This window comes from Roseomonas sp. SRI_022 (genome assembly GCF_057586215.1).
The window spans coordinates 87,530-112,028 of the sequence record NZ_JBYCZL010000002.1; the positions used below are offsets into that span (position 1 = coordinate 87,530).

Annotated in this window: 24 protein-coding genes; 15 read left to right on the forward strand and 9 right to left on the reverse strand. The window is 69.1% G+C overall.

Features of this window, described 5'->3' with window-relative positions; genetic code table 11:
• Nucleotides 1-9 precede the first annotated feature (9 nt).
• The 3 genes from AC2YHJ_RS02185 to AC2YHJ_RS02195 form a co-directional block, all read right to left on the reverse strand.
• Nucleotides 10-957 (reverse strand): acetamidase/formamidase family protein, encoded by a 948-nt coding sequence (locus AC2YHJ_RS02185; RefSeq protein WP_487393673.1) that lies wholly within the window; start codon nucleotides 955-957, stop codon nucleotides 10-12.
• A 28-nt stretch (nucleotides 958-985) separates the two neighbouring features.
• Entirely contained in the window at nucleotides 986-2,461 is a 1,476-nt protein-coding gene (locus AC2YHJ_RS02190) for an amidase (RefSeq protein ID WP_487393674.1), read from the reverse strand.
• An 87-nt stretch (nucleotides 2,462-2,548) separates the two neighbouring features.
• Complete coding sequence (locus AC2YHJ_RS02195) at nucleotides 2,549-2,980, reverse strand: Rrf2 family transcriptional regulator (RefSeq protein ID WP_487393676.1); 432 nt, start codon at nucleotides 2,978-2,980, stop codon at nucleotides 2,549-2,551.
• Between the two features lie 83 nt (nucleotides 2,981-3,063).
• On the opposite strand from AC2YHJ_RS02195, the gene AC2YHJ_RS02200 reads away from it, so the two are divergent.
• The 3 genes from AC2YHJ_RS02200 to AC2YHJ_RS02210 all read left to right on the forward strand — a co-directional run bounded on the left by AC2YHJ_RS02200 (nucleotide 3,064) and on the right by AC2YHJ_RS02210 (nucleotide 4,969).
• The gene (locus AC2YHJ_RS02200; protein ID WP_487393677.1) at nucleotides 3,064-3,216 is read left to right on the forward strand and encodes a hypothetical protein; all 153 of its coding nucleotides are present in this window, start codon (nucleotides 3,064-3,066) and stop codon (nucleotides 3,214-3,216) included.
• A gap of 47 nt (nucleotides 3,217-3,263) precedes the next feature.
• Nucleotides 3,264-4,499: an NnrS family protein gene (locus AC2YHJ_RS02205; RefSeq protein ID WP_487393678.1), complete on the forward strand. Its 1,236-nt coding sequence runs from the start codon at nucleotides 3,264-3,266 to the stop codon at nucleotides 4,497-4,499.
• Nucleotides 4,500-4,564: 65 nt separating this feature from the next.
• Nucleotides 4,565-4,969, forward strand: coding sequence for a carboxymuconolactone decarboxylase family protein (locus AC2YHJ_RS02210; RefSeq protein WP_487393680.1), 405 nt, complete (start codon nucleotides 4,565-4,567; stop codon nucleotides 4,967-4,969).
• Nucleotides 4,970-4,978: 9 nt separating this feature from the next.
• On the opposite strand, the gene AC2YHJ_RS02215 is transcribed toward AC2YHJ_RS02210, so the two are convergent.
• Both AC2YHJ_RS02215 and AC2YHJ_RS02220 read right to left on the reverse strand, forming a co-directional pair.
• A complete protein-coding gene (locus tag AC2YHJ_RS02215; RefSeq protein ID WP_487393681.1) occupies nucleotides 4,979-6,031 on the reverse strand; it encodes an LLM class flavin-dependent oxidoreductase in 1,053 nt (350 codons plus the stop codon).
• Nucleotides 6,028-6,825, reverse strand: coding sequence for an enoyl-CoA hydratase/isomerase family protein (locus AC2YHJ_RS02220; protein ID WP_487393682.1), 798 nt, complete (start codon nucleotides 6,823-6,825; stop codon nucleotides 6,028-6,030). The genes AC2YHJ_RS02215 and AC2YHJ_RS02220 overlap by 4 nt, the downstream gene beginning before the upstream one ends.
• 142 nt (nucleotides 6,826-6,967) lie before the next feature.
• On the opposite strand from AC2YHJ_RS02220, the gene AC2YHJ_RS02225 reads away from it, so the two are divergent.
• Nucleotides 6,968-8,662: an amidohydrolase gene (locus tag AC2YHJ_RS02225; RefSeq protein ID WP_487393683.1), complete on the forward strand. Its 1,695-nt coding sequence runs from the start codon at nucleotides 6,968-6,970 to the stop codon at nucleotides 8,660-8,662.
• Here the strand turns inward: AC2YHJ_RS02225 and AC2YHJ_RS02230 are convergent.
• Nucleotides 8,646-9,290 carry a hypothetical protein gene (locus tag AC2YHJ_RS02230; RefSeq protein WP_487393685.1) on the reverse strand — a complete coding sequence of 215 codons (645 nt, stop codon included), beginning with the start codon at nucleotides 9,288-9,290 and terminating at the stop codon, nucleotides 8,646-8,648. The genes AC2YHJ_RS02225 and AC2YHJ_RS02230 overlap by 17 nt on opposite strands.
• A gap of 73 nt (nucleotides 9,291-9,363) precedes the next feature.
• Nucleotides 9,364-9,927: a YgjV family protein gene (locus AC2YHJ_RS02235; protein ID WP_487393686.1), complete on the reverse strand. Its 564-nt coding sequence runs from the start codon at nucleotides 9,925-9,927 to the stop codon at nucleotides 9,364-9,366.
• 336 nt (nucleotides 9,928-10,263) lie between these two features.
• On the opposite strand from AC2YHJ_RS02235, the gene AC2YHJ_RS02240 reads away from it, so the two are divergent.
• Both AC2YHJ_RS02240 and AC2YHJ_RS02245 read left to right on the forward strand, forming a co-directional pair.
• Nucleotides 10,264-10,467 carry a hypothetical protein gene (locus AC2YHJ_RS02240; RefSeq protein ID WP_487393687.1) on the forward strand — a complete coding sequence of 68 codons (204 nt, stop codon included), beginning with the start codon at nucleotides 10,264-10,266 and terminating at the stop codon, nucleotides 10,465-10,467.
• 173 nt (nucleotides 10,468-10,640) lie between these two features.
• Nucleotides 10,641-11,420: an SDR family NAD(P)-dependent oxidoreductase gene (locus AC2YHJ_RS02245; RefSeq protein WP_487393688.1), complete on the forward strand. Its 780-nt coding sequence runs from the start codon at nucleotides 10,641-10,643 to the stop codon at nucleotides 11,418-11,420.
• A gap of 19 nt (nucleotides 11,421-11,439) precedes the next feature.
• Here AC2YHJ_RS02245 and mce read toward each other — a convergent pair whose 3' ends face one another.
• Nucleotides 11,440-11,850 carry a methylmalonyl-CoA epimerase gene (gene mce / locus AC2YHJ_RS02250; RefSeq protein WP_487393689.1) on the reverse strand — a complete coding sequence of 137 codons (411 nt, stop codon included), beginning with the start codon at nucleotides 11,848-11,850 and terminating at the stop codon, nucleotides 11,440-11,442.
• 18 nt (nucleotides 11,851-11,868) lie between these two features.
• Nucleotides 11,869-13,227 (reverse strand): MmgE/PrpD family protein, encoded by a 1,359-nt coding sequence (locus AC2YHJ_RS02255; protein ID WP_487393690.1) that lies wholly within the window; start codon nucleotides 13,225-13,227, stop codon nucleotides 11,869-11,871.
• Nucleotides 13,228-13,344: 117 nt separating this feature from the next.
• Between AC2YHJ_RS02255 and AC2YHJ_RS02260 the strand changes: the two genes are divergently transcribed.
• From AC2YHJ_RS02260 to AC2YHJ_RS02300, 9 genes are all read left to right on the forward strand, one after another.
• The gene (locus tag AC2YHJ_RS02260; RefSeq protein ID WP_487393691.1) at nucleotides 13,345-15,036 is read left to right on the forward strand and encodes a M28 family metallopeptidase; all 1,692 of its coding nucleotides are present in this window, start codon (nucleotides 13,345-13,347) and stop codon (nucleotides 15,034-15,036) included.
• Nucleotides 15,037-15,072: 36 nt separating this feature from the next.
• Nucleotides 15,073-16,050, forward strand: a complete 978-nt coding sequence (locus AC2YHJ_RS02265; RefSeq protein WP_487393693.1) for an aldo/keto reductase — start codon at nucleotides 15,073-15,075, stop codon at nucleotides 16,048-16,050.
• Between the two features lie 92 nt (nucleotides 16,051-16,142).
• Nucleotides 16,143-17,348, forward strand: a complete 1,206-nt coding sequence (locus AC2YHJ_RS02270; RefSeq protein ID WP_487393694.1) for an MFS transporter — start codon at nucleotides 16,143-16,145, stop codon at nucleotides 17,346-17,348.
• Nucleotides 17,349-17,363: 15 nt separating this feature from the next.
• Nucleotides 17,364-18,236, forward strand: a complete 873-nt coding sequence (locus tag AC2YHJ_RS02275) for an MBL fold metallo-hydrolase (protein WP_487393695.1) — start codon at nucleotides 17,364-17,366, stop codon at nucleotides 18,234-18,236.
• 54 nt (nucleotides 18,237-18,290) lie between these two features.
• Nucleotides 18,291-20,417, forward strand: coding sequence for an acetate--CoA ligase family protein (locus AC2YHJ_RS02280; RefSeq protein ID WP_487393697.1), 2,127 nt, complete (start codon nucleotides 18,291-18,293; stop codon nucleotides 20,415-20,417).
• The gene (locus AC2YHJ_RS02285) at nucleotides 20,414-21,382 is read left to right on the forward strand and encodes a Bug family tripartite tricarboxylate transporter substrate binding protein (RefSeq protein ID WP_487393698.1); all 969 of its coding nucleotides are present in this window, start codon (nucleotides 20,414-20,416) and stop codon (nucleotides 21,380-21,382) included. The genes AC2YHJ_RS02280 and AC2YHJ_RS02285 overlap by 4 nt, the downstream gene beginning before the upstream one ends.
• A gap of 1 nt (nucleotide 21,383) precedes the next feature.
• The gene (locus tag AC2YHJ_RS02290) at nucleotides 21,384-22,124 is read left to right on the forward strand and encodes an enoyl-CoA hydratase/isomerase family protein (RefSeq protein WP_487393699.1); all 741 of its coding nucleotides are present in this window, start codon (nucleotides 21,384-21,386) and stop codon (nucleotides 22,122-22,124) included.
• A 3-nt stretch (nucleotides 22,125-22,127) separates the two neighbouring features.
• Nucleotides 22,128-23,249 (forward strand): CaiB/BaiF CoA transferase family protein, encoded by a 1,122-nt coding sequence (locus tag AC2YHJ_RS02295; protein ID WP_487393700.1) that lies wholly within the window; start codon nucleotides 22,128-22,130, stop codon nucleotides 23,247-23,249.
• A gap of 59 nt (nucleotides 23,250-23,308) precedes the next feature.
• Nucleotides 23,309-24,469, forward strand: coding sequence for an acyl-CoA dehydrogenase family protein (locus tag AC2YHJ_RS02300; RefSeq protein ID WP_487393701.1), 1,161 nt, complete (start codon nucleotides 23,309-23,311; stop codon nucleotides 24,467-24,469).
• The last annotated feature ends 30 nt before the right edge of the window (nucleotides 24,470-24,499 follow it).

A 24,499-nucleotide genomic window follows, 5' to 3' on the forward strand; every position in this document is an offset into this window, starting at 1 on the left:
CGCGCCGCCTCAGAACAGCAACCCCTTGCGCAGCATGCCGTGCACGCCCTTCTCGCCGTTCACGCTCTGCGTCACGTGGAAGTCCACGGCCATGGAACAGAAGCCATAGGCCTGTTCGCGGGTCAGGTTGGTGCGCGCGCAGATGAAGGCGATCATCTCGCGCAGCGCCTGCTTCATCGCCTGGTCGAGATCCTCGTTCAGGCCCATCGAGATGTAGTGCGTCGGCGTCTCCGCCCTGGGCATCGCAAGCGGCGCGCCATCGCGCTTGTGCAGGATGAAGGTGAAGGTGCCGTCGAGGCACATCTCTAGCGCCGTAACGCAGACCTCACCATTGCCCTGCACGCCATGCCCGTCGCCGGCGGAGAAGTTGGCGCCCGGCACATGCACCGGCAGGAACAGCGTGCTGCCCGCCTGCAGATCCTTGTTGTCGAGATTGCCGCCATGGATGCGCGGTTCCTTCGACGACACCATGCCGAAGCGTGGGGGTGGTGCGACGCCCATCACGCCGAAGAATGGCGCCAAGGGCAATTCGGTTCCCCAGGGCATGCGGCAAACGCGCCGGGTGCGATCCACCGGTATGTGCATCAGGTGGAAGTCCGGGAAGTCCTCCGGCAGGGTTCCCGCCAGCGGCACGATCATGTTGTAGCCCCAGTCCGAACCCGGCTCGATGTGCTCGATCCGCACCTCGAGCGTGTCGCCGGGTTCCGCGCCTTCGATGGCGATCGGACCGGTCAGGATGTGGCCGCTCTTCATCGCGGGATTGGCGGCGAAGATGGCGGGGAGTTCCGGCGGTATCGTCATGCCGCTGCCCGGCGGCGGCATCACCAGGGGCCGACCGGTCACCGTCTGCATCTCGACCGTGTCGCCGGATGCGATGTGCAGCACGGGCGGGAAGGACGCGCAGAACACGCCGGCGCGCACGGTCTCCGGCGTGGCGCGAAGGATGTGGCGAGTCATGGGCAGTCTCCTGTCGGTCCGGCCGGTGTCATCCGCCAGTAACATGCACGCCGGGGCGCTTTCCGTCGTTCCAGCGGCCGTCGATCGCGCGTTCGATCTGCGCAGCGAGTTGCAGCAGCAGCCCGTCATTGGCCTGGCGCGCGAACGCCTGGATGCCGAGCGGCAACCCGTTGTCCTGCATCGCGAGCGGCAGCGAGATGGCCGGAATGCCGCAGAGATTGGCCAGCGGCGTATAAGCGAAGTTGCGCCAGAGATTGCCGAACCAGTCGAGTACATCGGGATTGCCGCTGATTGTCAGATACTCCGTCGTGCCGATGCGCGGCGTCGGCAGGGCGGTGATCGGCGTCAGGATGATGTCCCAGTCCTCGAAGAAGGCGCCGAAGGCGCGGGAGGTGGTGTTGAACACCCCCTGCATCCGCGCGCGTTCGCTGTAGGAGGTGTCGCGGCCCGCTTCCCAGATTCTGATATTGACGGGTTCGACCAGCTCCGCGGGCGGGCGTTCGAGCCCGCGCTGCGCCAGCATGTTGGCGATCACCTGCGCGAAGTTGCTGATGTAGCAGGTCGTCTGCGCCGCGAAGGCCGCCCGGAAATCCACCGCGGGCAGCGCCCATGCCACATGATGGCCGAGCCCTTCGAGGAAGCGCCCCACGCGTTCCAGTTCCGCCACCCGTTGCGGCGTGGCGCGGTAGTCGCCCCATTCATGCGACAACGCGATGCGGAGCCTGCCGGGATCGCGCTGGATCAGTTCTGTATAAGGCTCCGGCGTGGTCCAGAAGGGCATGAACTCGCCCGGCGCACCGCCGCGGCAACTGTCCACGAAGACAGCGGTATCACGCACACTGCGCGTCACGCAGCCCTGGATCGACACCAACCCCGTCAGGTCGGATGCGTTGGGCGCGAGCGAAAAAACTCCGCGCGAGGGCTTCAAGCCGATCAGGCCATTCACGCCAGCGGGGATGCGGATGGACCCGCCGCCATCGGTCGCATGCGCGATGGGCAGCACGCCGGCCGCGACCATTGCGGCACTTCCGGCGGATGAACCGCAGGTCGTGTAGTCGAGATTCCATGGATTGCGTGTGACATAGACGGCAGGATTCTCGGCCGAGCTGCAGCAGCCGAATTCCGGCGTCGTGGTCCGGCCCATGATGTTCAGCCCGGCCTGGCGGATGCGCCCGGCGAGGTAGCTGTCCGCCGTCGCACGGTTGCCGCGCATCAGCAGCGAGCCCATCTCCTGCAACCGGCCCTTCAGCGTCGGGCCGAGATCCTTCATCAGATAGGGTACGCCGGCGAAGGCCCCTTCGGGGTTCATCCCGTCCTTCAACGGGTCGGCCACGACATCGTCGAACATCTCGACGACCCCGCTGACCTCCGGGTTGGTCATGGCGATGCCGGCCGCGGCCTGCGCGGCGAGTTCGGCGGGCTTCACCTCACCCTTGCGCAGGCGCTCCGCCAGGGCGACGCCGTCATGCCTCGACCATTCGTCCCAGCTCATCGCCAGTGTCATGTCGCTCGCCTGAATCCCTGGATGCGCCGCAAGCCTAGAAGTGCGCCCGGGAGCGTCAAGGCGGTGGGGCGTGCGGCCGCTCCGGTCTCAGGCGGCGATCCCGAGCAAGGCCTGCAGCTTGGCCTCGGGCACGGCCAGGTCGGCGATGGTGGTGCCGTCCAGCACCGCGAGGAAGGCCGCCCGTGCTTCGTGCATCGTCCGCTTCAGTCGGCACGCTGGCTGAATGGCGCAGGAACCACCCGCCAGGCAGGGAACGACGTCCATGTCCGGTTCCATGCGGCGCACCACTTCACCGACCGTGATCCTGGCCGCCGGCCGGGCCAGCATCAGCCCGCCGCCACGGCCGCGTAGCGTGGTGACATGGCCCGCCTGCCCGAGCAGATGCGCCACCTTCATCAGATGCGTCTGCGAGACGCCATAGGCCTCCGCGACCTCGGCGATGGTGGCCCGCCCGCCCGGCTTCACCGCCAGGTGGATCAGCATGCGAAGCGAGTAGTCGGTGAGCACGGTCAGGCGCATGCAGAAAAGATATACCAACGATATTGCTTTTCAAGCATGGCCGCTCCATAAGATGGATTGTCCATCGATCTTATGGGGCCGCCATGACTCCCCTCCGCCTCTTCCTCCTGCCCGGTGACCTCGTCAGCAACGCGCTACATGTCGCCGATCCCGAGAGCCGCAGCATGCTGCGCACGCTGGTGAACATGCTGGTGTGGAACTTCGTCGGCGTGCTGGCGGTGCTTCCCTTCGTCTGATCCACTCCTCCACGACGGCGCCCGGCCGCCGCAAAGCAGGCATGACCATGAGTGCGACTTCGAGCCGACCTGATCGCCGCGCGGCGTCCATGGGTGCGGAACGGCGTGGGCCGCGCCTTGCCCTTCTCGCCCAGGGTTTCCGGCCCTTCTTCCTGTTGGCCGGGATCTGGGCACTGCTGGGCGTGACGCTATGGGCCGGCGTGCTGGCGGGGTTGAGCGTGCCGGACGGCCCGCTCCCTCTCCTCAAGTGGCATGGCCACGAGATGCTGGCGGGCTTCGTCGGCGCGGCCATCGCCGGCTTCCTGCTGACGGCCGTGCCCAATTGGACAGGCCGACGCGGCTATGCGGGCACGCCGCTGGCGATCGCGGTGACGGTCTTCCTCGCCGGGCGGATCGCGCTGCTGCCAGGATCGCCGCTGCCGATCGGGATCGCGGCGCCTGTCGCCCTGGCGGGCCTTCCGACGCTGCTGCTTCTGGTGCTGCCGTCTCTGGTGAAGGCCGCGCAGCCGAGGCTGTTTGGCCCGCCGCTCATTGTGCTGATGTTCTGGCTGGGCGACGTTCTGATGCTCGGCGGCGAGGCCGGCTGGTGGCAGGCCGAGACCTGGCGTCTGGGGCAGTTGCTGTCGGCGAATGCCGCGCTGGCACTGGTTGGCCTGATCGGCGGGCGCATCGTGCCGTCCTTCACGCTGAACGCCTTGCGCAAGACCGGCCGGCCGGCCGAACCGCAACCCTTGCCCGGCGTGGATCGTGCGGCGGTGCTGTCGCTGCTGGGCGTCGTGCTCGTTGATCTGATCCTGCCGGACAGTGCCGTCGGCGGTGCCGTCGCCGCCGTCGCGGCGATCCTGGTCGGCCTGCGGTTGTCGCGGTGGCATGGGCTGCGGACGCTCGGCCAGCCGATCCTCTGGGTGCTGCACCTGGCCTATGCCTTCGTGCCGCTGGCGCTCGCCACCAAGGCGGCGTTCCTGCTGACCGGCGCGCCCTTCGCGGTGCATTGGCTTCACCTGCAGGGCGCGGGCGCGCTCGCGCTGATGATCGTGGCGGTGATGACCCGTGCGGCGCTCGGTCACACGGGACGCGACCTCGTCGCCGCGCCGGGGACCGTGGCGGCCTATGTGCTGATTGCGATGGCCGCCATCGTCAGAGCCTTCGGTCCCACCTTGTCCGGTGCGCCATTCGGGCCGCTCATGCTCGCCGGGGCGTTGTGGGTGCTGGGCTTCGCCTGCTTCCTGGTGGTCTATGCGCCGGTGCTGATGCTCTCGCGGCCGGACGGCAAGCCGGGCTGAGCGCCGTGCTAGCCTTCCCCATGCGGCCCTGCGTGGGGCGGGCATGCAGAAGGGAAGGGGATGACATGGCCAAGAGCGAACTCTGGCATAAGGGCGACGCCGTGCGCCGCGAACTGATCGGGGAGGCGGGCCTCGAGGACATGAAGACCGTCTATGACGATCCGATCATGGATGCCTTCAGTGACTATGCGCGGGAGGCTGTCTTCGCACAGCTGTGGGCACGGCCGGGTCTCGACACCAGGACGCGGACGCTGATCTGCGTCATCTCGGACACCGCCACCCATGCCTGGCCGGAACTCGCCATCCACCTGCGCATGGCGCGCCGTGCCGGCTGGACGGAACAGGAAATCGCCGAGGCGTTGCTGCACCTCAGCGGCTATATCGGCCTGCCCGCGGTGCGGGAGGCGATGATCACGGCCAAGACCGTCTTCGCCCAGATGCGGAGCGAACCCGGCGGTGGCCTTGGCTGACGCAGCCCGTCAGCCCCCGATGCCGCGCTTCACCCGCGGCATCACCTCGGCGGCGAAACGGCGCATCTCCGCCTCGAAGGGTTGGAACTGCAGCATGAAGGTCTCGATGCCGGCCGCATGGAACGCGATGATCCGCTCGGAAACCTGATCATAGGTGCCGACAAGGCCGGCCGCGGTGCCGCCATTGGTGCCGACGCGCGGTGACTTCGCCATGGTCCGGTGCATCACAGTGGCCGGATCGATGTGGATCGCCTGGCGCGCGAGGATCGGCTTGTCCAACTCGGCCAGCGTCGCGAGCCGTCCATAGGCCGCGATCGCCTCCTCCTCGCTCGCGCGGGCGATGACGAAGGCGGACAGGCCGTAGCGCAGCGGCGCATCCACCCGTGGCCGTCGCGCCACATCGGCGATCAGCGCCGCCACATCCTCGATCGGCTGGCCGTTGATGAACCAGACATCGCCCTGTGCGGCCGCCAGCGCGCGCGCGGGTTCGGACTCGCCGCCGATATAGATGCGTGGGCGCGCGCGGGTCTCTGCGCGCGGCACGATCATCGCGTCCTGCACCTGGAAATGCGGGCCGTGGTGGTTGACCCGCTCGCCGCGCAGCAGCGGCCCGACCACCGACAGCCATTCCTCGCCGAGCGAATATCTTGCGTCATGCTCCGGGAAGGGCAGGCCGGCCTTGTCCATCTCGGCACGATTCCAGGCGTTCACCAGGTTGATCGCGCTGCGCCCGCCGCTGATCTCCTCGATCTGCAGAGCCATCTTGGCGAGCACCACGGGGTTGTAGAGCAGCGGCTTGATGGCGGTGATGATCTCGATGCGGCTGGTGACCGCCGCCAATGCGGCGGAGGCCGTCCAGGCCTCCAACTGGCCACGTTCGGGATCATACGGGTTGAAGGTGTGCTGGGCGACGAGCGTGCTGTCGAAGCCCAGCGCCTCCGCCTCCATCACCAGGGCGCGGTTGCGTGCCCAGGATGCGTCGAAGGGTTCCTCGGGGTCCTGCCGCGCGGCGCGGCTGCCATGGACCAGGGCCCAGATCCCGAAGCGCGGCGGGGTGCTCATTCCTCCCGCAGCTCCGGCATGCGGTAGCGGTCCTGCGGGTCGTTCCAGCCCTTGAAGTTCGGCGGCCGCTTCTCCGCGAAGGCCGCGCGGCTTTCGAGCAGGTCGCCCTTCGCGCCATGCTCGTGAAGTGCTGCGGCGAGATCGCGCTGCGCAGGCGTCGGCTTCGGGCGCATTCGCCGCATCATGTGCACTGTGTTGACGCGCGCCGCCGGCGGCAGGGTCAGCAGGTGGTTCGCCATCTCGATCGCGGTCGGCACGACCTGGTCGGGTTCCACCAGCCGGTTGACGAAGCCGAGCTGGTGGAAGCGTTCGGCGGTGAAGCGGAAGCCCAATGCCATTTCCATCGCGACCGGATAGGGCAGGTTCGCGAGGTGGCCGTGATTGTAGCCGCCGAGCAGCCAGCGCTTCGCCTCCGACACCTCGAAGACGGCGGTGGTCGCGGCGACGCGCAGGTCGGTGCGTTCCACCAGCATGAAGCCGCCGCCCATGGCGAAGCCGTTCACCGCGGCGATGACGGGCTTTTCCAGCGCGCCCGTCGCGAAGGGATCCTCGATCGACAGGCGCTGGCCGCCGGGCGTCTTGTTGGCGAGCGTCTCCTTCATGTCCTCGCCGGCGCAGAAGGCGCGGCCGGTGCCGGTCAGGATCGCGACCTCGAGCCCATCGTCGCGACGGAAGTCGATCCATGTCTCGGCCAACGCGATGCGGAGTTCCTGGTTCAGCGCGTTCAACCGCTCCGGACGGTTCATCCGCACCACGAGCACCTGACCGTGGCGCTCCGTCTCGACAACTGCCATTCCTGATCTCCTCCGGTGGCCCGCATGCGGGCGTCGCGGCCAGCATGGAGGCTTCGCCGACTTTGTCGAGCACCGCCCCGCGCTTGACCCCGCGATGCCAGGGCGGGACCTTGACCTTTCGCCTTCCGGGACCAGCCATCGCATGGATGCCATCGCCGCCGACCTGATCCTGACCGGCGGCAAGGTGCTGACCGTGGATGACCGCTTCTCGGTCGCCGAGGCCGTCGCGGTGCGGGACGGCCGCATCCTCGCCGTCGGCAGCGACGCGGCGATCGAACGCCATCGCGGACCGCGCACGGAGGAGGTCGCGCTGGCCGGCCGCACCATGATGCCCGGGTTGATCGACGGCCATGCACATATGGACCGCGCAGGGCTGCGGCAGATCCCGCCCTCGCTCGCCGGCTGCCGCTCCATCGCGGATGTCCAGGCGCGCATTGCCGAGCTCGCGCGCGGCAGGCCGCCCGGCGAATGGATCGTCACCATGCCGCTTGGCGAGCCGCCCTTTTATCGCGATGCGGAGAAGGGCCTTGCCGAAGGCCGCTGGCCGACGCGTCACGACCTCGACGAGGCAGCGCCGCACAACCCGGTCTACATCAAGCCGATCTGGGGTTATTGGCGACACACGCTGCCGCTGGTCTCGGTCGCGAATTCGCGCGCGCTCGTGCTGGCCAGGATCGGTCGCGACACGGTTCCGCCATCGCCGAACATCGAGATCGAGAGGGACGCCTTGGGCGAGCCGACCGGCATCTTCCGCGAGAACCATTTCATGCCGATGGTCGAGCTGTCGCTGCTGCGCATGGCACCCGGCTTCACCGTCGCCGAGCGCGCTGCGACGCTGCCCGCGGCGGCCGCCGCCTACCACGCCTACGGCACGACGAGCGTCTATGAAGGCCATGGCGTCGCCGCGGAGGTGCTGCGCACCTATCGCCAGGTGCACGAGGCCGGCCGGCTCACCATGCGCTCCAACCTCGTTTTCTGCCCCGATTGGCGCGGGCTGGAAGACGCGGAACCCGCGCGTCTCGTGGAAGGCTGGGCGCATTGGCTGGCCGGTCGTGGCCTTGGCGACGACATGCTGCGCATGGGCGGGCTGATCACCGAGATCGGGCGCAACCCTGACAATGCGATCCGCGCGGCGGCCCCGACCACTGGCTGGGCCGGCTTCAACTACGACATGGGGCTACCGCGCGATCGCGCGAAGGATCTGCTGGTCGCCTGCGCGCGGGCCGGCATCCGCGTCACCGGCATCTGGCCGGAGATGCTGGACCTTTTCGCCGAGGTGGATTGCATCGCGCCGATCCGCGGCCTGCGCTGGGTGCTCGGCCATATCTCGGTGCTGACGCGCGACCAGGTGGGGCTGATCCGCGACCTCGGGCTGGTGGTAACCACCCACACCAACCGCTACATCGCCAAGGAAGGGCATCTGCTGAAGGCGCGCCACGCACTGCCCGACGAGCAGGCAATCGTCCCGCTGCGGTCGCTGCGCGATGCCGGCGTGCCGGTCAGCCTCGCCACCGACAATGTGCCGATCTCGCTGTGGCATCCGGTGATGCAGGCGGTGACGCGCATGAGCACCGCCGAGCGCCGCCCCATCGCGGAGAGCCAGGCGCTGAGTCGCGAGGAGGCGATCCGCGCCGTCACCAACCATGGCGCCTTCCTGACCATGGAGGAGGACCGCAAGGGCTCCATCGAGCCCGGTAAGCTGGCCGATTTCGCCGTGCTGACCGCAGACCCGATGACCGTGCCGGCCGAGGCGATCGCCGACATCGCGGCGGAGATGACCATCGTCGGCGGCCGCATCGTCCACCGTCGCGACGCAGGCGTCAGCGCAGCCGCGTGACCTCATCCAGATAGAGCCTGTAGGTGACGCCGCGGGGACGTTCCGCATCCTCCGGCGTCCAGGCGCGGAAGCTCGATTGACCCTGCATCGCCGCATCCATCACCAGGGCGCGGATGAAGGCGGTGCCGGGCTGCAGGCCCCGCGCGGTGACGGGTTCCTCACCGGTCTCGAACCAGGCCTCGCCAGCTTGGCGTCGTTCCACGTGCTCCCCGATGGTCAGCAACAGGCGGCCATCGAGCAGGCGGCGGATGCCGTGGCCGAAATGCCCGTGACGCGGTGTCTCGACATCGGGGGTGAAGTTCACGCGATCGAGCCGCAGGACGAAGGGTTCGGTCGCGTCGCGCAACAGCGGGCGGGCGAGCAGGAGGCGCGCGCGGTCCTCCGGCGAAGGCTGCCAGCCCGGCGAACAGCGCGTCACCTCGAAGCGCCAGAGCGTACCGCTGCCGGTGATCGCGACGGCGCCGTCGCTGAACAGCGCCGTATCGGGGGCCAGCGCCGCATCGCCGACCCTCGCTTCACCCTCGCGCAGATACAGCGCGCGGATGGCGGGCGGCAGGACCAGCGGCGCCCGTGGATTGAGCTCATCCTCGAGCAGCCGCATCTGCATGGTGGCATCACGGTCACTCAAAGGGACGTTCCTGGCATGGCATCCATCGTGCTGCGAAGGCCGCGATCCTAGCTGCTTCCAGGGCCGGCGCCGATCAGGCCGCCGCGTCGCGCAGTTGCGGTGCGGCGGCGGTCGCGCGATTGCGCCACAGGCCGAGCAGCAGCGAGGTTAGCGCCAGCGTGTCCGAGGCCAGGCCGAAGACCGAGCCGACCATCAGGTTGTGCGAGCACCAGAACGCCACCGAGACCAGGAACCACAGCCGCAACCGCTGGGTGTCGAGCTGCAGCCGGCCGATTCCCGACATGGCCTGGCCGCCCTGGGACAGCAGGGATGGCAGGCCGGTCCAGGTGAAGGCCGTCACCAGCGCTCCGATGCCGATGGTCACGGCTACCACGCCGATACGCCGCCCCCGGTCGATCAGCACGACGAGGGCCACACCCTGCAACGCGCCCATCACGCACATCGCCGCCGCCGTGCTGGCGCCGAGCAGCAGGTAGTGCAGGGCGAACAGCAGCGAACCCGCGACCTGCACGACCAGGATCGCCTTGCGCCGGCGTAGCAGCGGCCAGGTGATGGATGACCCGACCGCCAGGAAGCCGGCGATGTTGGCCGGGTCCGTCAGGGCGGCCGGGGACGGGAGGATCGATAGAAGGGACACGGGGCAGGCTCCAGGCTGCAGCGCGACCAGGGCGGCGCCTGTCTCGCTTCGTCCCGGCCAATAACGGCAAAGCGAGGCAGCGGTGTGACACGATCCCTGCGTGCAATGCATGCCTCCCTGTTCTGATCGCGGATCGGAACACCACAAGCCAAAGTGATGCACCGACAACACACACCCGCGTGATCCGTGCAACGGATCCGGCTTACCGCTTTCCAGCAGCGACTCGGTGTCGCTAACGTAACTGTGAATATCGCGCGGGAAATCCGCGAGGTTTCCGGGGCTGTCGGGGATCGGGGGATTCACCGGGCGGCACCGCAGAATTTCAGGGGATCGAACATGAATCACGTTTTGGAGGTCGGCACGGCGGGCGCTTTGCGCCCCTCGGAGCACGTCTCGGTCGGGCCGCCGCAGGACCCGATCGACGCGGCGGCGCGCGCCGTGGAGCGGATCCTCGCCGCGGCACATGAGGCCGGGCAGCAGGATGCGGTGCGCCTGCTGCACGCCGTCACCGCGCTGCTCGCGGCGACGCCGCGAAGCTAGGGCGCGGCTCCGCGCAGGCGGAGCCATAGGCCTATCGATCGGACACCGCGCGTAGGCGCGGCGGGCTGATACTTTGCCATTGCCTATCCTGCGGGCTGTGCGCCCGGCCATCGTCAATGGGACCATGACCAGCCGGCGCGATCGCATCCGGCGCGCAGGAGGAAGCACCGGACATGACCGCCAAGGTCGCCATCGTCACCGGCGCGGGCCGGGGTATCGGCCTCGCCACCACACGGCGTTTCCTGGCCGATGGCTGGCGCGTCGCTTTGCTCGACATCGACGGCGCGTTGCTTGGCGATGCCATGGCGCGCGTCGCGATGCCCGAGGCCACGCTCGCATTGCAATGCGACGTCTCCGACGCCACCGCCATCCGCGCCGCCGTGCAACAGGCCGCGGCGCATTTCGGCCGGCTTGATGCGCTGGTGAACAATGCCGGCATCGCCGTCTTCAAGCCGATCCTGGAGACGACGCCCGAGGAATGGTCCCGCGTGCTGGCGGTGAACCTCAACGGGCCGTTCCTCGCCACCCAGGCGGCGGCGCTGATCATGGCCGAGACCGGTGGCGGGGCCGTGGTGAACATCACCTCCATCTCCGGCCTGCGCGCCTCGACGCTTCGGGTCGCCTACGGGACCTCCAAGGCCGCACTCGCGCATCTGACGAAGCAGCAGGCGGTGGAGCTTGGCGCGCTCGGCATCCGGGTGAATGCGGTCGCGCCCGGCCCGGTCGATACCGCCATGGCCAAGGCCGTGCACACGCCCGAGATCCGCCGCGATTACCACGACGCCATCCCGCTCAACCGCTACGGGCTGGAGGAAGAACTCGCCGAGGCGATCTTCTTCCTGTGCAGCGACCGCGCTTCCTACCTGACCGGCCAGGTCATCGCGGTGGATGGCGGTTTCGACGCCACCGGCATCGGCCTGCCGACGCTGCGGGCCGAACGACGCAACCTGTAGGGCCCGGAAGGCGGGGTGGTCAGTGGCCCCCCGACATCTCCACCAGCTCGATCAGGATGCCGGCCGTGCTCGCGGGATCGAGGAAGGCGATACGGTGGCCGCCATGGCCGGGCCGCGGGACCTCATCGCGCAGCTTCACGCCCTTGGCGCGCAATTCGCTGAGCGAGGCCTCGATGTCCTCGACCTCGAGGCAGATGTGGAACAGCCCCTCGCCGCGCTCGCGGATCCATTCGGCAGTGCGGCCTGTCTCGTTCTGCGGTTCCAGCAGTTCCAGCGCGGATTCCCCGATGGGGAGCATGGCGAGCCGGACGCCCGGGCCGGGCAGCGTTTCCTCGTGGTCGCAGGCGATGCCGATGCCCGCGAGGGTGTCGCGCACCGCGTCGAGGTTCTTCACCGCGATGGCGACATGTTCGATGCGCTTGTACTTCATGGTGGTTCCTTCCCTTGATCAGATGGCGTCCGGCACCAGCAGCGCGACCAGGTCGCGCGCCGAGCCGCCGGTGGCGAGGTCCGCGATCGCCGCCGCCGCCGCGGTCACGCGGGCGGGCGGCAGGATGCGCGCGGCGCAGTCGCGGAACTTCGCGGCCTGCTCGGCTTCGGACATGGGGTTGCCCGGGGAGCCGCGGCGGATGCTGCGCGTTTCCTGCAGCACCTGCCCATCGGTCAGATACACGCGCACCGTCGTCTGCGGCGGCGGCGCGCCATCCGGTTCCGGCAGGCCGCGCATCGCGATGCGCGGCATCAGCCTCCGCACGGCCTCGCGAGACAGCGCTGCGCCCTCGAAATCCGCGGGGCCGACCGAACCCTGTGTGGCGGCAACGGCCAGGCAGTATTCCATGCTGAACCGGGCCTCCATCCCGGTGCGCGGATCCGGATGCATCAGGTTGCGGCTGAGCACGAGCGGCAGGTCGGTTTCGATCGCCGCCACCTGGTCCGGCGCGAAGCGCGGCCGCAGCGCGATCAGCGCATCGAGCGAGAGATGCGTCGCCGCGCAGGTCGGATAGGCCTTGAAGGCGAGGCCCTCCGCCTCGATCGCCAGCGGCGCGTCGGGTCCGGGCGGCGCCATGGCGCCGACGGGCGCGGGGCGACCGGCAAACATCTCGGCGAAGCGCCAGGGGCCTTCCAGCGCCTCGGCCGCGCCGCCGACACCCTCGGCGGCGAGCGTGGCAGCGAGGATGCCCGCCTTGGCGGCAAGCCCCGCATGCACCGACTTCGCCATCACGCCCAATTGCATCCGCGTCCCCGCCGCCATGCTGACCGCGAGGCTCAGCGCGTTCTGAGTGGCGTGGGCATCGAGGCCCATCAGCCGCGCGCAGGCCCCCGCCGCGCCGATCGCGCCGATCGTCGATGTCGCATGCCAGCCGAGCGCGTAGTGCTTCGGGTTCACACCGCGCCCGATCGTCGCCAGCACCTCGAGCCCCACCACCAGCGCGTCGAGCAGCGCCGGACCGTCGGCGGATTGTTCCTCTCCCAGCGCGAGGATCGCTGGCACCAGCACCGCCGTCGCATGGCCGCTGAGCGGCCCGAAGGTGTCGTCGTAGTCCAGCACATGCGCCGCCGTGCCGTTGACCAGTGCGGCCCACGGAGAGGGCAGGGCACGGCCGTCGCCGATGATCCGCGCCGCGCCGGTGCCCCAGCGCGCGGCCGCGGCGGCGACGCGGCGCGGCGTCTCCTCGCCCGCGCCGGCAAGGATGCAGCCGATCGCATCGCGCATGCCCGCGATGGCCGGCACCACGGCGCGCGCGGTGCGGTCGCCCGGCACCGTCGCGATCCACGATGCTAAGGCCTCGGTCGGCTGCGCGGTCATGGCCGCTCCCACGTCATCATGCCAAGCGTCGCGCCGACGCCGCAGGGCGGCAAGTCCCCTGCCTTCACGCGCGCGCCGCTTGGTGCGAGCATCCGCCACCCGATGGAGGACGACGCCATGCCCGACACACTGACCGCCGATGTCAGCGGCCCGGAGATGATGGCCAATCTGCGCGAGATTGCGCGCTGGGTGAAACTCTCCGGCACGGCGGAGGAGCGGGAGGCACTCGGCTTCCTCGATCAGCGGATGAAGGACTACGGTTTCCGCACCGAGGTGATCCTGCACGATGCCTTCATCAGCCTGCCCGGCAAGGCGAGCGTGCTGGTGGACGGCAAGCCGGTCACGGCGATCACGCAATCCTTCTCGCAATCCTCGCCGCCCGGCGGCCTGTCGGGCGTGCCCGTCTATATCGGCCATGGCAGCGAGGCCGATTTCGCCGGCAAGGATCTGCGTGGCCGCATCCTGCTGATGGAAGGCATGGCCACGCCGGCCACCGCGCAGCGCGCGACGCGCGCCGGCGCGGCGGGGCATCTGCACATCAGCCATCATGAACACATCCACGAGATGTGCATCTCCCCGGTCTGGGGCAGCCCGGGGGCGAGCACGCTTCCCGGCATGCCGGCGACGGTGGTCTGCTCGGTGAACGATGCCGATGGCGGCACGATCCGCGATGCGCTCGCCGCCGGCAAGCAGCCGGTGGTGACGCTGAACGCGGAGGTCGATACCGGTTGGCGCAAGACGCCGATCCTGGTCGCCGATCTCGATGGTCCCGGCGGCGCGGAGGATCCCTTCGTGCTGCTCTCGGGCCATCACGACACCTGGTACTTCGGCGTGATGGACAATGGCTCAGCCAATGCCGGGATGATGGAGGTGGCGCGGCTCTGCGCGCAACGACGGGGGCAGATGAAGCGCGGGCTGCGTGTTTGCTTCTGGTCTGGCCATTCGCATGGGCGCTATTCGGGGTCTGCCTGGTATGCCGATGCACATTGGGATGAGCTCGACCGCCGCTGCGTCGCGCATGTGAATGTGGACAGCCTGGGCGGCGTCGGCGCGACGGTGCTGGCCAACACGGCCTCGATGGCGGAACTGCACCATCTCGCGGCTGAATCGGTCACGCAGCACACCAACCAGATCTACAAGGGCAAGCGCAAGAACCGCAGCAGCGACGACAGCTTCGTCGGCATCGGCATCCCGTCCATGTTCGGCACGATCAGCGAGCAGGCCGCGAAGCATGCGGCGGCGCGCAATGCGCTCGGCTGGTGGTGGCACACACCGCACGACCTGATCGACAAGGTGGACGAGGCGAACCAGGTGCGCGACGCGCGCGTGCTGGGCCAGGTGGTGTGGCGGCTGTTGTCCGACACCGTCGTGCCGCTCGATCACGCGGCGATGGCGCAGACTCTGCTCGATGAGCTGGCGCCATTGAGTGAGAAGCTGGCCGGCCGGTTCGCGCTGACGCCGCTGCTTGCTGCGGCGACGCGGCTGAAGGAAAGCGCGGCTGCGGTGACGCAGCGCGCGGCCACGGCATCCCCGTCGGCAGCGACCGCGGTGAATGCGGCGCTGATGCGCGTCTCCCGCGCGCTGGTGCCGGCGGATTACGCGGCGGGCGAGCGCTTCCTGCACCCGCATGCGCTGCCCATGCCAGATTGGGCGGCGCTGCAGCCGATCCGCGACCTGGCGGCGACCGCACCCGGAAGCGATGCGGAGAAGTTCGCCGCCGTCGATGCGCTGCGCGCGCGTAACCGCGTCGCCTTCGCGATCCGTGAGTCCCAGGCGGCGCTGGACGACGCGCTGCGGGCGCTGGGCTAGGACCGGCACAGGCGTCCATCAGGGAGGCAACGGCGCATGGAACAGCGGCAACTCGGGCGGACCGGCATTGCCGTCTCCGTGCTCGGCTATGGCTGCGGTGCGATCGGCGGATTGATGGTGAAGGGCGGCGCGGCCGAACAGGACCACGCCATCGGTCGCGCCATCGATCATGGCATCACCTATTTCGACACGGCCTTTGCCTATGGGGAGGGCGTGTCCGAGACCAATCTCGGCCGCGCGCTGAAGGCGCTCCGCGCGAATGTCGTCGTCGGCACCAAGGTGCGGATCTATCCGCAGCAGCGTGGGGACATCGCCGGCACCGTCGCGGCCTCGCTGGAGGGCAGCCTGGCACGCCTCGGGCGCGACACCGTCGATATCTATCAGCTGCACAACCCGATCACGCTGGATGGTGCCGTGCTGTCCTTCACCGTCGAGCAGATCCTGAACGAGGCCGTTCCCGTCCTGCGGCGTTTGCGGGACCAGGGCAAATGCCGCTGCTACGGCATCACCGGCCTCGGCGATGCGCCGGCGATTGGACGCGCGTTGGAGGAAGGCGGCTTCGCTACTGCGCAGATGCCCTACAACCTGCTAAACCCGAGCGGCATCGCGCCGCTGCCCGCCGGGTCCGCCATGCCCGACCTCGGCGGCCGCATCGCGTATGCCGCGACGGCCGGTGTCGGAGTGATGGCGATCCGCATCCTGGCCGGCGGGGCGCTCAGCGGATCGGAAGCGCGCAGCCCGGTCGGCGCGGCGACAGTCGAACCGATCGCCTCGGGTGCGAGCTACGCGGCGGATGTCGCGGCGGCGCGGCAGCTGACGCCGGTGGTCGAGGCCGGACATGCGCGCGACCTCGTGGAACTCGCCCTGCGGTTTGCCGCGATGCCCGCGCAGATCGCGACCGCCATCGTCGGGACGGCGAGCGTCGCGGAACTCGACCACGCGGTCGCCGCCATCAATCGCGGCTCGCTGCCGGCAGAGGCCTTGGCGATGATCGCGTCGCTGCGCGCGGCCTGATCGGGCGGGGCTTCGCAGCACCACCCGGCTGCGCCTATCCTGCTGCGCGGGCGTCGTCGCGCCGGCGGGATGCGTCGAAGAAGCGGAGCGAGATGCGCGCCGACCGATCAACGAAGCTGTTGCTCATCGTGCTGTCGGCGATGTTCCTCCAGCAGACCTTCGCGACGCTGGGCCGGTCGCTGCCGCCGATCATCGCGCCGGCGATCCTGTCCGATCTCGCGCTGGATCCGGCTTGGCTTGGCGTCTATGTCGGCGCTGCGGCGCTGTCGGCGCTGCTGTTCCAGCTCGGCTGCGGCAGCTTCATCCTGCGCTACGGCGCGATGCGGATGAGCCAGGTGGCGCTGGTGCTGCTCGGCCTCGGCATCGCGCTGGCCACGGTCGGGCCGGCGGCGCTGTTTCTGGTATCGGGCGTGATCGGCGGCGGCGCGGCGGCGATGTCCACGCCGGCGAGCTCCCACCTGCTCGGGCGCTATGCCCCGCCGCGGCAGGCGCCGCTGGTCTTTTCCATCAAGCAGACAGCGGTGCCGGCCGGGCTGCTGCTTGCCGGCATCCTCGGGCCGTGGCTCACCGGCCTGACCGGATGGCGCGGCGCGATGCTGATCGGCGCCCTGTCCTGCCTGGTCTTCGCCGCGATGCTGGAACCGCTGCGGACCGAATTCGATGCCGATCGCGTGCCGACCCAGGCGTTTCGGCTGTCGGATTTCCACACCACCATCCTGTCGGTGCTCGGGGCGCCAGAGTTGCGCCGGCTCGCCTTCGCATGCTTCGCCTTCAATGGGCTGCAGACGGTCTTCACCTCCTATTTCGTGGTGGCGCTGACCGAGCTTGGCCACGGCCTGGCCGCGGCAGGGCTGGTGTTCTCAGTCGCCATGGTGATCGCGGTGCCGGGGCGCATCTTCTGGGGCTGGCTCGGCAGCGGGCGGGTGGAACCGGCCATGGTGATGTGCTGGTTGGCGCTTGGCATGGCGGGCGGCACGGCAGCCATGGCGTTGCTCGGTGCGCATTGGCCGCTGGTGCTGGTGGGCGTGGTGGCGACCGCGCTGAGCGCGACGGTGATGTCCTGGCACGGGGTGCTGCTGGCGGAAGCCGCGCGGCTCGCCCCACCCGGCCAGCGTGGTGCGGCGACGGGCGGCGTGCTGTCCTTCGGGCAATTGGGCGGGCTGCTGCTGCCGCTGGTCTATTCGGCCGTGCTGATCGTCACCGGCAGCTACGGCTTCGGCTTCACCGTCTGCGGCCTGCCGGCGTTGGTGGTCGGCATCGTGTTGCTTCGCGCGCCGCGCGAGCATGACGCACGCTAGGGAAGGGAAGAGGTCATGACCAACGGCTTCGCACTCGGCGACATCACGGTCCAGCGCATCATCGAGGAGGAGACACCGCTCTTCGATCCACTGACCTTCTTCCCGACCCTGACAAAGGATTTGCTGGCGGAGAACCGCGCCTGGTTGGAACCTACGGCGCTCGACCCGGTGACCGGCAAGCTGATCCTTGCCATCCAGTCCTGGGTGATCCGCACGAAACACCACACCATCCTGGTGGATACCTGCGTCGGCAACGACAAGGACCGGCCGAACCACCCCTTCTGGAACCGGCTGCGCGGGGAGGCGTATATGCGCGGGCTCGCCACGCTCGGCCTGACAGGGGAGGACATCGACCTGGTGATGTGCACCCACATGCATGTCGATCACGTCGGTTGGAATACGCGGCTCGAGAACGGCCGCTGGGTGCCGACCTTTCCGAAGGCGCGCTACGTCTTCTCCGCGCAGGAATTCGCCTATTGGAATGCGGAGAACGCCAAGGCACCGGTGCTGCCCTTCGCCGATTCCGTGCTGCCGATCGTCGAGGCCGGTCGCGCCGAGATGGTTGCCGACGACCACGCCATCGCCGACAATATCCGCCTGGAGGCGACGCCCGGCCACACGCCGCACCATGTCGCGCTGCGCGTCGGTGGCGGCGACCATGAGGCATTGTTCACCGGCGACCTGATCCATTCGCCGCTGCAGGCGCGCTATCCCGAGATCTCGATGCGTGCCGACTGGGATCCGACGCTGGCGGCGAAGACGCGCCGTCGCGTCCTCGAATGTGCCTGCGAAGCGCGCACATTGCTGTGTTTCGCGCATTTTCCCTCGCCTTCGCGGGCGCGGCTGTCGCGCTGGGGACATGGCTTCCGCGCCGATCCGGTGGGCTGACGCGCCGGCGGGACTGTCCTAGCCTCCATCCATAACCCGCATATGGAGACGGGCGTGGAGGAAGCGAAACCGGGGCGGCCCTTGCCCATCGCGCGCATCGTGGCGCCGCGATCGGTGGCGGTCGTCGGGGCGTCGGATGATGTCGGCAAGTTCGGCGGCCGGGTCATCCATTATCTGCAGAAGCACGGATTTCCTGGCCAGATCCTGCCGATCAATCCGAACCGCGCGATGATTCGCGGGTTGCCGGCCTTCCCGCGCGTCAGCGCCGCGCCGGTCGCGGCCGATGTCGCGATCCTCGCCGTGCCGGCCTCATCGCTGGAAGCGCAGATCGCCGATTGCGCGGCGGCCGGTGTCGGCGCCTGCATCGTCATCACCGGCAAGCTCGCGGAGGCCGGACCCGAAGGTGCGGCGCTGCAGGATCGTGTGCTGTCCACCGCGCGCAAAGCCGGAATGCGGCTGGTGGGGCCGAACTGCCTCGGCATCTTCAACCCCGTCGATCGTGCGATGCTGTCCTCCTCTCTCGCGCTGGAGGAAGCTGACTACGCGCCGGGTGGAATCGGCATGGTGAGCCAGTCCGGCGCGCTGATGGGCACGCTGCTGTCCTTCGGGCGCCATCATGGCGCGCGGTTCAGCCGCTGCATCTCGGTCGGCAACCAGGCGGACCTGGGGCTCGAGGACTTCCTCGAATACCTCGTGGAGGACGCGGCGACGCGCGTCATCGGTCTGTACATCGAGGGCCTGCGCGACCCGGCGCGCTTCCGTGCCCTGCTGCGCGCCGCGCGCAAGCCGGTCTTCATCGTCAAGGCCGGGCGCAGTGAGGCCGGCGCCCAGGCCGCGCGGTCCCACACCGCGAGCCTCGCCGGCGCCTTCCCGGCCTTCGAGGCGATCTGCCGCGACGCCGGCGCCGTGGTGATGGAGGACCCGCAGGCCATGGTGCTGGCCTGCGACGCGGCGATCCGCCTGCCGCCGATGCCGCGGCCGGGGCTTGGGCTGGCGCCGATCGCATCCTCCGGCGGCAGCACCGTCACCTTCGCGGACATGCTGCCGGGCGCGGGGCTGCGCCTTGCGCAGATGTCGGATGCGACGCGCGCTGTGCTCGGCCGCTGGATGCCGGACACGCATATCGCCCTGCCGGTCGATACCGGGTCCTTCCATGAAGGCACCAGCGGCGACGGGCTGTCCGACTGCATCCGCGCCTTCATGGCCGATCCCGATGTCGGTGCCGTCGTGGTGCCGATGACGACGCAGCCCGACATGACAGGGCGGACGGCCCTGTTTCCGCCGCTCGGGCGGCAGGGTGGCAAGCCGCTGCTGTACCTGATGACGGCTGGCGCGGTCGGCGATGCCTCTCGGGACGTGATGCGGGTTGCGGATTTCCCCTTCTTTGACCGCATGTCGGATGCCATCGCGGTGATCCGCGCGCTGGAAGCCGAGGCAGAAGGCCGCGCGCGCCGCGCTGCGCTACAGCCCATCCGTCCCGGCGGCAGCGGCCCCGCACCGGCATTGCCCTCCGGTGCGCTGACCGAAGGCGAGGCGAAACGTCTGCTCGCCGCCTATGGCATCCCGGTCACGCGCGAAGCATCCGCCGCGACCGCCGATGAGGCAGTCGCCGCGGCCCGGCACATCGGCTTCCCGGTCGTGCTGAAGGGGGTCAGCCGTGCGGTGGTCCACAAATCCGACCTTGGCCTCGTTCGGCTGAACCTGCGCGACGAGGACGCCGTCCGCACCGCGTTCAACGACGTCATCGCTGCGCTGGAACGCGCCGCACCCGGAGCGGCCGAGGGTTGCGTGGTGCAGGAGATGGCGCGCGGGGAGGCGGAGCTGTTCCTCGGTGCGACCTGCGATCCGCAATTCGGCCCCATGGTGCTGGTGGGTGCCGGCGGCGTGCTGGTGGAATTCCTGCATGATGTCCGCACCGCGCCAGCGCCGCTGTCGCTGCCCGATGCGCGCGCGCTGATCGAAGGGCTGCGCGTCGCGCCGCTGCTGCATGGCCTGCGCGGCCGGCCGCCAGCCGATCTGGATGCGGCGGCCGATGCGCTGATGCGGCTGTCCTGGCTGGCGGCCGATCTCGGGCCGCGCCTTGCCGAACTCGACATCAACCCGCTGATCCTGCGCGCGGCAGGGCAGGGGGCCATCGCCGTCGACGCCCGCGCGACGCTGACCGGGGAGGACACGCCATGAGCGTCCGACTTCATCGCCGCGCCCTGTCGCTGATCGGTGCCGGCCTGCTGGCCAGGCCTGCCCTGGCACAGCCCGTCTGGGCGCAGCGCCCGGTCACCCTCGTCGTGCCCTATCCGCCCGGCGGCAGCACCGACAATGTCGCGCGTCCGCTGATGCAGGAATGGTCGCGCATCATCGGCGAAACCATCGTCATCGAGAATCGCGGCGGCGCCGGCGGCACGATCGGGGCGGAGATGGTGTCCCGCGCAAGGCCAGACGGCTACACGCTGCTGCTGTTCCCCACGGCGGTCTTCACCATAAGTCCGACGATGATGCGCCCGCCCTATGATGTGGATCGCGACTTCGCGCCCATTGCGCGCGTCGCCGCATCGGATGCCTTCATCGTGGTCAACCCCTCGGTGCCCGCGCGCACCATCCAGGAACTGGTCGCATACGGGAAGGCGCATCCCGGGCAGTTGCGCTTCGGGTCCGCGGGCAACGGCACCATCACTCAGTTGCAATGCGAGATCTTCGGGGAACAGGCGGGCGTTCGGCTGGAACACGTTCCCTATCGCGGCTCTGGCCTTTCGGTGAACGACCTGGTGGCGGGGCACATCCAGATGATCTGCGATCCCGCCGCGTTGCCCATGGTGCGCGAGGGGCGGTTGCGCGCCCTGGCGAGCTTCGGCGACCAGCGTCACCCGGAATTCCCGGATGTGCCGACGCTGATGGAAGTGGGCCTTGCCGATCGCGGGGCGATGTCCTGGTTCGGGATCGCCGCGCCGGCCGCGACGCCGCCTGCGGTGCGTGCCCGCATCGCCGCGACGCTGGAAGAAGCCTTGAAGTCCGAGCAGGTCGCCCGTGGCATGGCGATCGGCGGGCTGCGCCCCGCCTTCGAGACCGGCGAGGCCTTCGCCAACCGCATCGCCGGCGACCGCGCGATCTTCGCCGAGGTTATCCGTCGTACTGGAGCAGGAGTGAACTGACGTGGAACTGGTGACTGTCTCGGACGAGGGTCCGATCCGCATCGTGACGCTGAACAACCCGGCCAAGGGCAATGCCATCAGCAAGCCCATGGCCGAGCAGGTGCAGGTGGTGATGCAGGAATTCGAGCGCCGCGCCGATCTGCGCTGCGCCATCATCACAGCGGCCGGCACGCGCGCCTTCACCTTCGGCGCCGATGTGGCCGACCCGCCCGAGCTGTGGCGGGCCATCCCCACGGTCGGCTTCAAGCCGCTCAAGCCCGTGATCTGCGCAGTCGAGGGCTGGTGCGTCGGCGGTGGCATCGTGCTCGCCATGATGTGCGACCTGATGGTCTGCGGATCGAGCGCGAAGTTCTACTACCCCGAGGCGAAGCTCGGCCTGACGGGCGGGATGATCGCCGGCCTCGTTAGCCGCGTGCCGCACAAGATCGCCATGGAGATCGCGCTGCTGTGCCGGACGATCGACGCCGCGCGCGCCGAACGCGTCGGGCTGGTGAATGAGGTGGTGCCGGAGGGCGAGGCGCTCGCCAAGGCGAAGGAATGGGCGCGGGAACTCTGCGGCATGGCACCGATGGTCCTCGGCGAGATCAAGCGCATGGTGACGGAGGAGATCCTGCCGCGCGGCCCGTCGGAGCAGATGGCGATCCACGGCCAGCGCATGGCGGCGATCCGCAACTCGGCCGACTTCGTCGAGGGCAAGGCCGCCTTCCGCGAGAAGCGTGCGCCGAACTTCGAGGGGCGCTGAGCGATGCCCGGTCCGCTTGCCGGCCTTCGGGTCCTGGAGGTCGCCGGCATCGGGCCGGGCCCCTTCTGCTGCACCATGCTCGCCGATCTGGGGGCGGAGGTGCTACGTATCGACCGCCCCGAGGGGCCGGCGGGCGGCCATCCTTCCGATGTGATGGGGCGGGGCCGGCGCAGCCTGGCGCTGGACCTGAAGGCGCCGGCCTCGATCGCCGCCGTACTGCGGCTGGTGGAACGCGCCGATGTGCTGGTGGAAGGCTTCCGGCCTGGCGTGATGGAACGCCTCGGCCTGGGGCCGGAGGCCTGCCAGGCGCGCAACCCGCGCCTCGTTTATGGCCGCATGACGGGCTGGGGGCAGGACGGTCCTCTCGCGCAGGTCGCGGGGCACGACATCACCTACATCGCGCTGACCGGCGCGCTGTGGTCGATGGGCCGCGCGGGCGAGAGGCCCGTGCCGCCATTAAACCTGGTGGGGGATTTCGGCGGCGGCGGCATGCTGCTCGCCTTTGGCATCATGGCCGCGCTGTTCGAGGCGAACCGCAGCGGGCGCGGCCAGGTGGTGGATGCGGCGATGACGGATGGCTCCGCCATGCTGATGAGCCCCTTCTTCGGCCTGTTCGCGCAGGGGCGGTGGAAGAATGCGCGGGAGAGCAACAGGCTCGACGGCGCCTGCCCCTTCTATGACACCTATGAATGCGCTGATGGGAAGTATGTCGCGGTCGGCGCGCTGGAACCGCAATTCTTCGCGCTGCTGCTGAAGGGGCTCGGCCTCGATCCCGCGCGCTTCACGGACCGCGACGACCAAGCGCGCTGGCCCGCGATCAAGGCGGAGTTCGCGGCGATTTTCCGTGGGCAGCCACGCGATCATTGGGCTGCGGTCTTCGACGGCACCGATGCCTGCGTCGCGCCGGTGCTGGATCTTGAGGAAGCGCCGCGCCATCCGCACAACGCTGCGCGCGGCACCTTCTTCGAGCGAGGGCCGGGGATGCAGCCGGCGCCAAGCCCGCGCTTCTCCCGCACACCATCGGCGGTGCCGGCCCCCGCACCCGCCCGTGGCGCGGATGGCGATGCGGCCCTGTCGGAGTGGGGTTTCTCCACAGCCGAGATCGCCTCCCTTCGCGGCGGCTGACAGGCGGGCCGACCGCGCGGTAGGCTCGCGCCAAGACAAGAAGCACGAGGGATACGTCCATGGATACCGCAGCCCCGCAGGCGGGAATGGCGCGCAGCGTCTTCACTTCGGATCACGAGATCTTCCGCACCCAGGTGCGGCGCTTCTTCGAGCGTGAGATCGTGCCCTTCCATCGCGACTGGGAGCGCGCCGAGATCGTCCCGCGCGACGTCTGGCGCAAGGCCGGCGCCGAAGGGTTGCTGTGTCCCATGATGGCGGAGGAATACGGGGGCGCGGGCGCTGACTTCGGCTATGCCGCGATCATCATCGAGGAGATCGCGCGCACCAATGCTTCCGGCATCGGCTTCCCGCTGCATTCGGACATCGTGGTGCCCTATGTCGAGGAATTCGCGCTGCCGCACAAGAAGCGCGAATGGCTTCCGCGCATGGCGAGCGGCGAGATCATCACCGCCATCGCCATGACCGAGCCGGGCATGGGGTCCGACCTCAAGGCGGTAAAGACCCATGCGCGGCGCGACGGGTCGGACTGGATCATCAACGGGTCCAAGACCTTCATCTCGAACGGCCAGAATTGCGGGTTGGTGATCGTGGTCTGCAAGACCGACCCCGGCGCTGGCCGCAAGGGCATCAGCCTGATCTGCGTCGAGGAAGGCACGAAGGGCTTCACCAAGGGCCGCAACCTCGAGAAGATCGGCATGCATGCCGCCGACACCTCGGAACTGTTCTTCGACGATGTCCGCGTGCCCGCCGACAATCTGCTGGGTGAGGAGAATGCCGGCTTCTCCTACCTCATCAGGAACCTGCCGCAGGAACGCCTCGTCATCGCCATCCGCAGCGCGATGTCGATGGAGGTGATGCTGCAGAAGACCATCGACTACGCCAAGGATCGCAAGGTGTTCGGCCAGACAGTCTTCGACTTCCAGCACAACCGCTTCAAGCTGGCGGAACTGCGCGCCAATGCCACCATGTTCCGCGTCTTCGCCGATCATTGCCTGGCACTTCACATGAATGGGGGGCTCTCGATCGAACTTGCCGCGCAGGCCAAGTTGCTCGGCACCGAGATGCAGAACCGCCTGCTGGACGACTGCCTGCAGATGCATGGCGGCAATGGCTACATGGCCGATTACGAGATCGGCCGCGCCTGGGCCGATGCGCGGGTCGGGCGGATCTATGGTGGCAGTTCGGAGATCATGAAGGAAATCATCGCGCGCACGCTGTGACGCACGGCTTGCAATGCGACCGGGAGGACG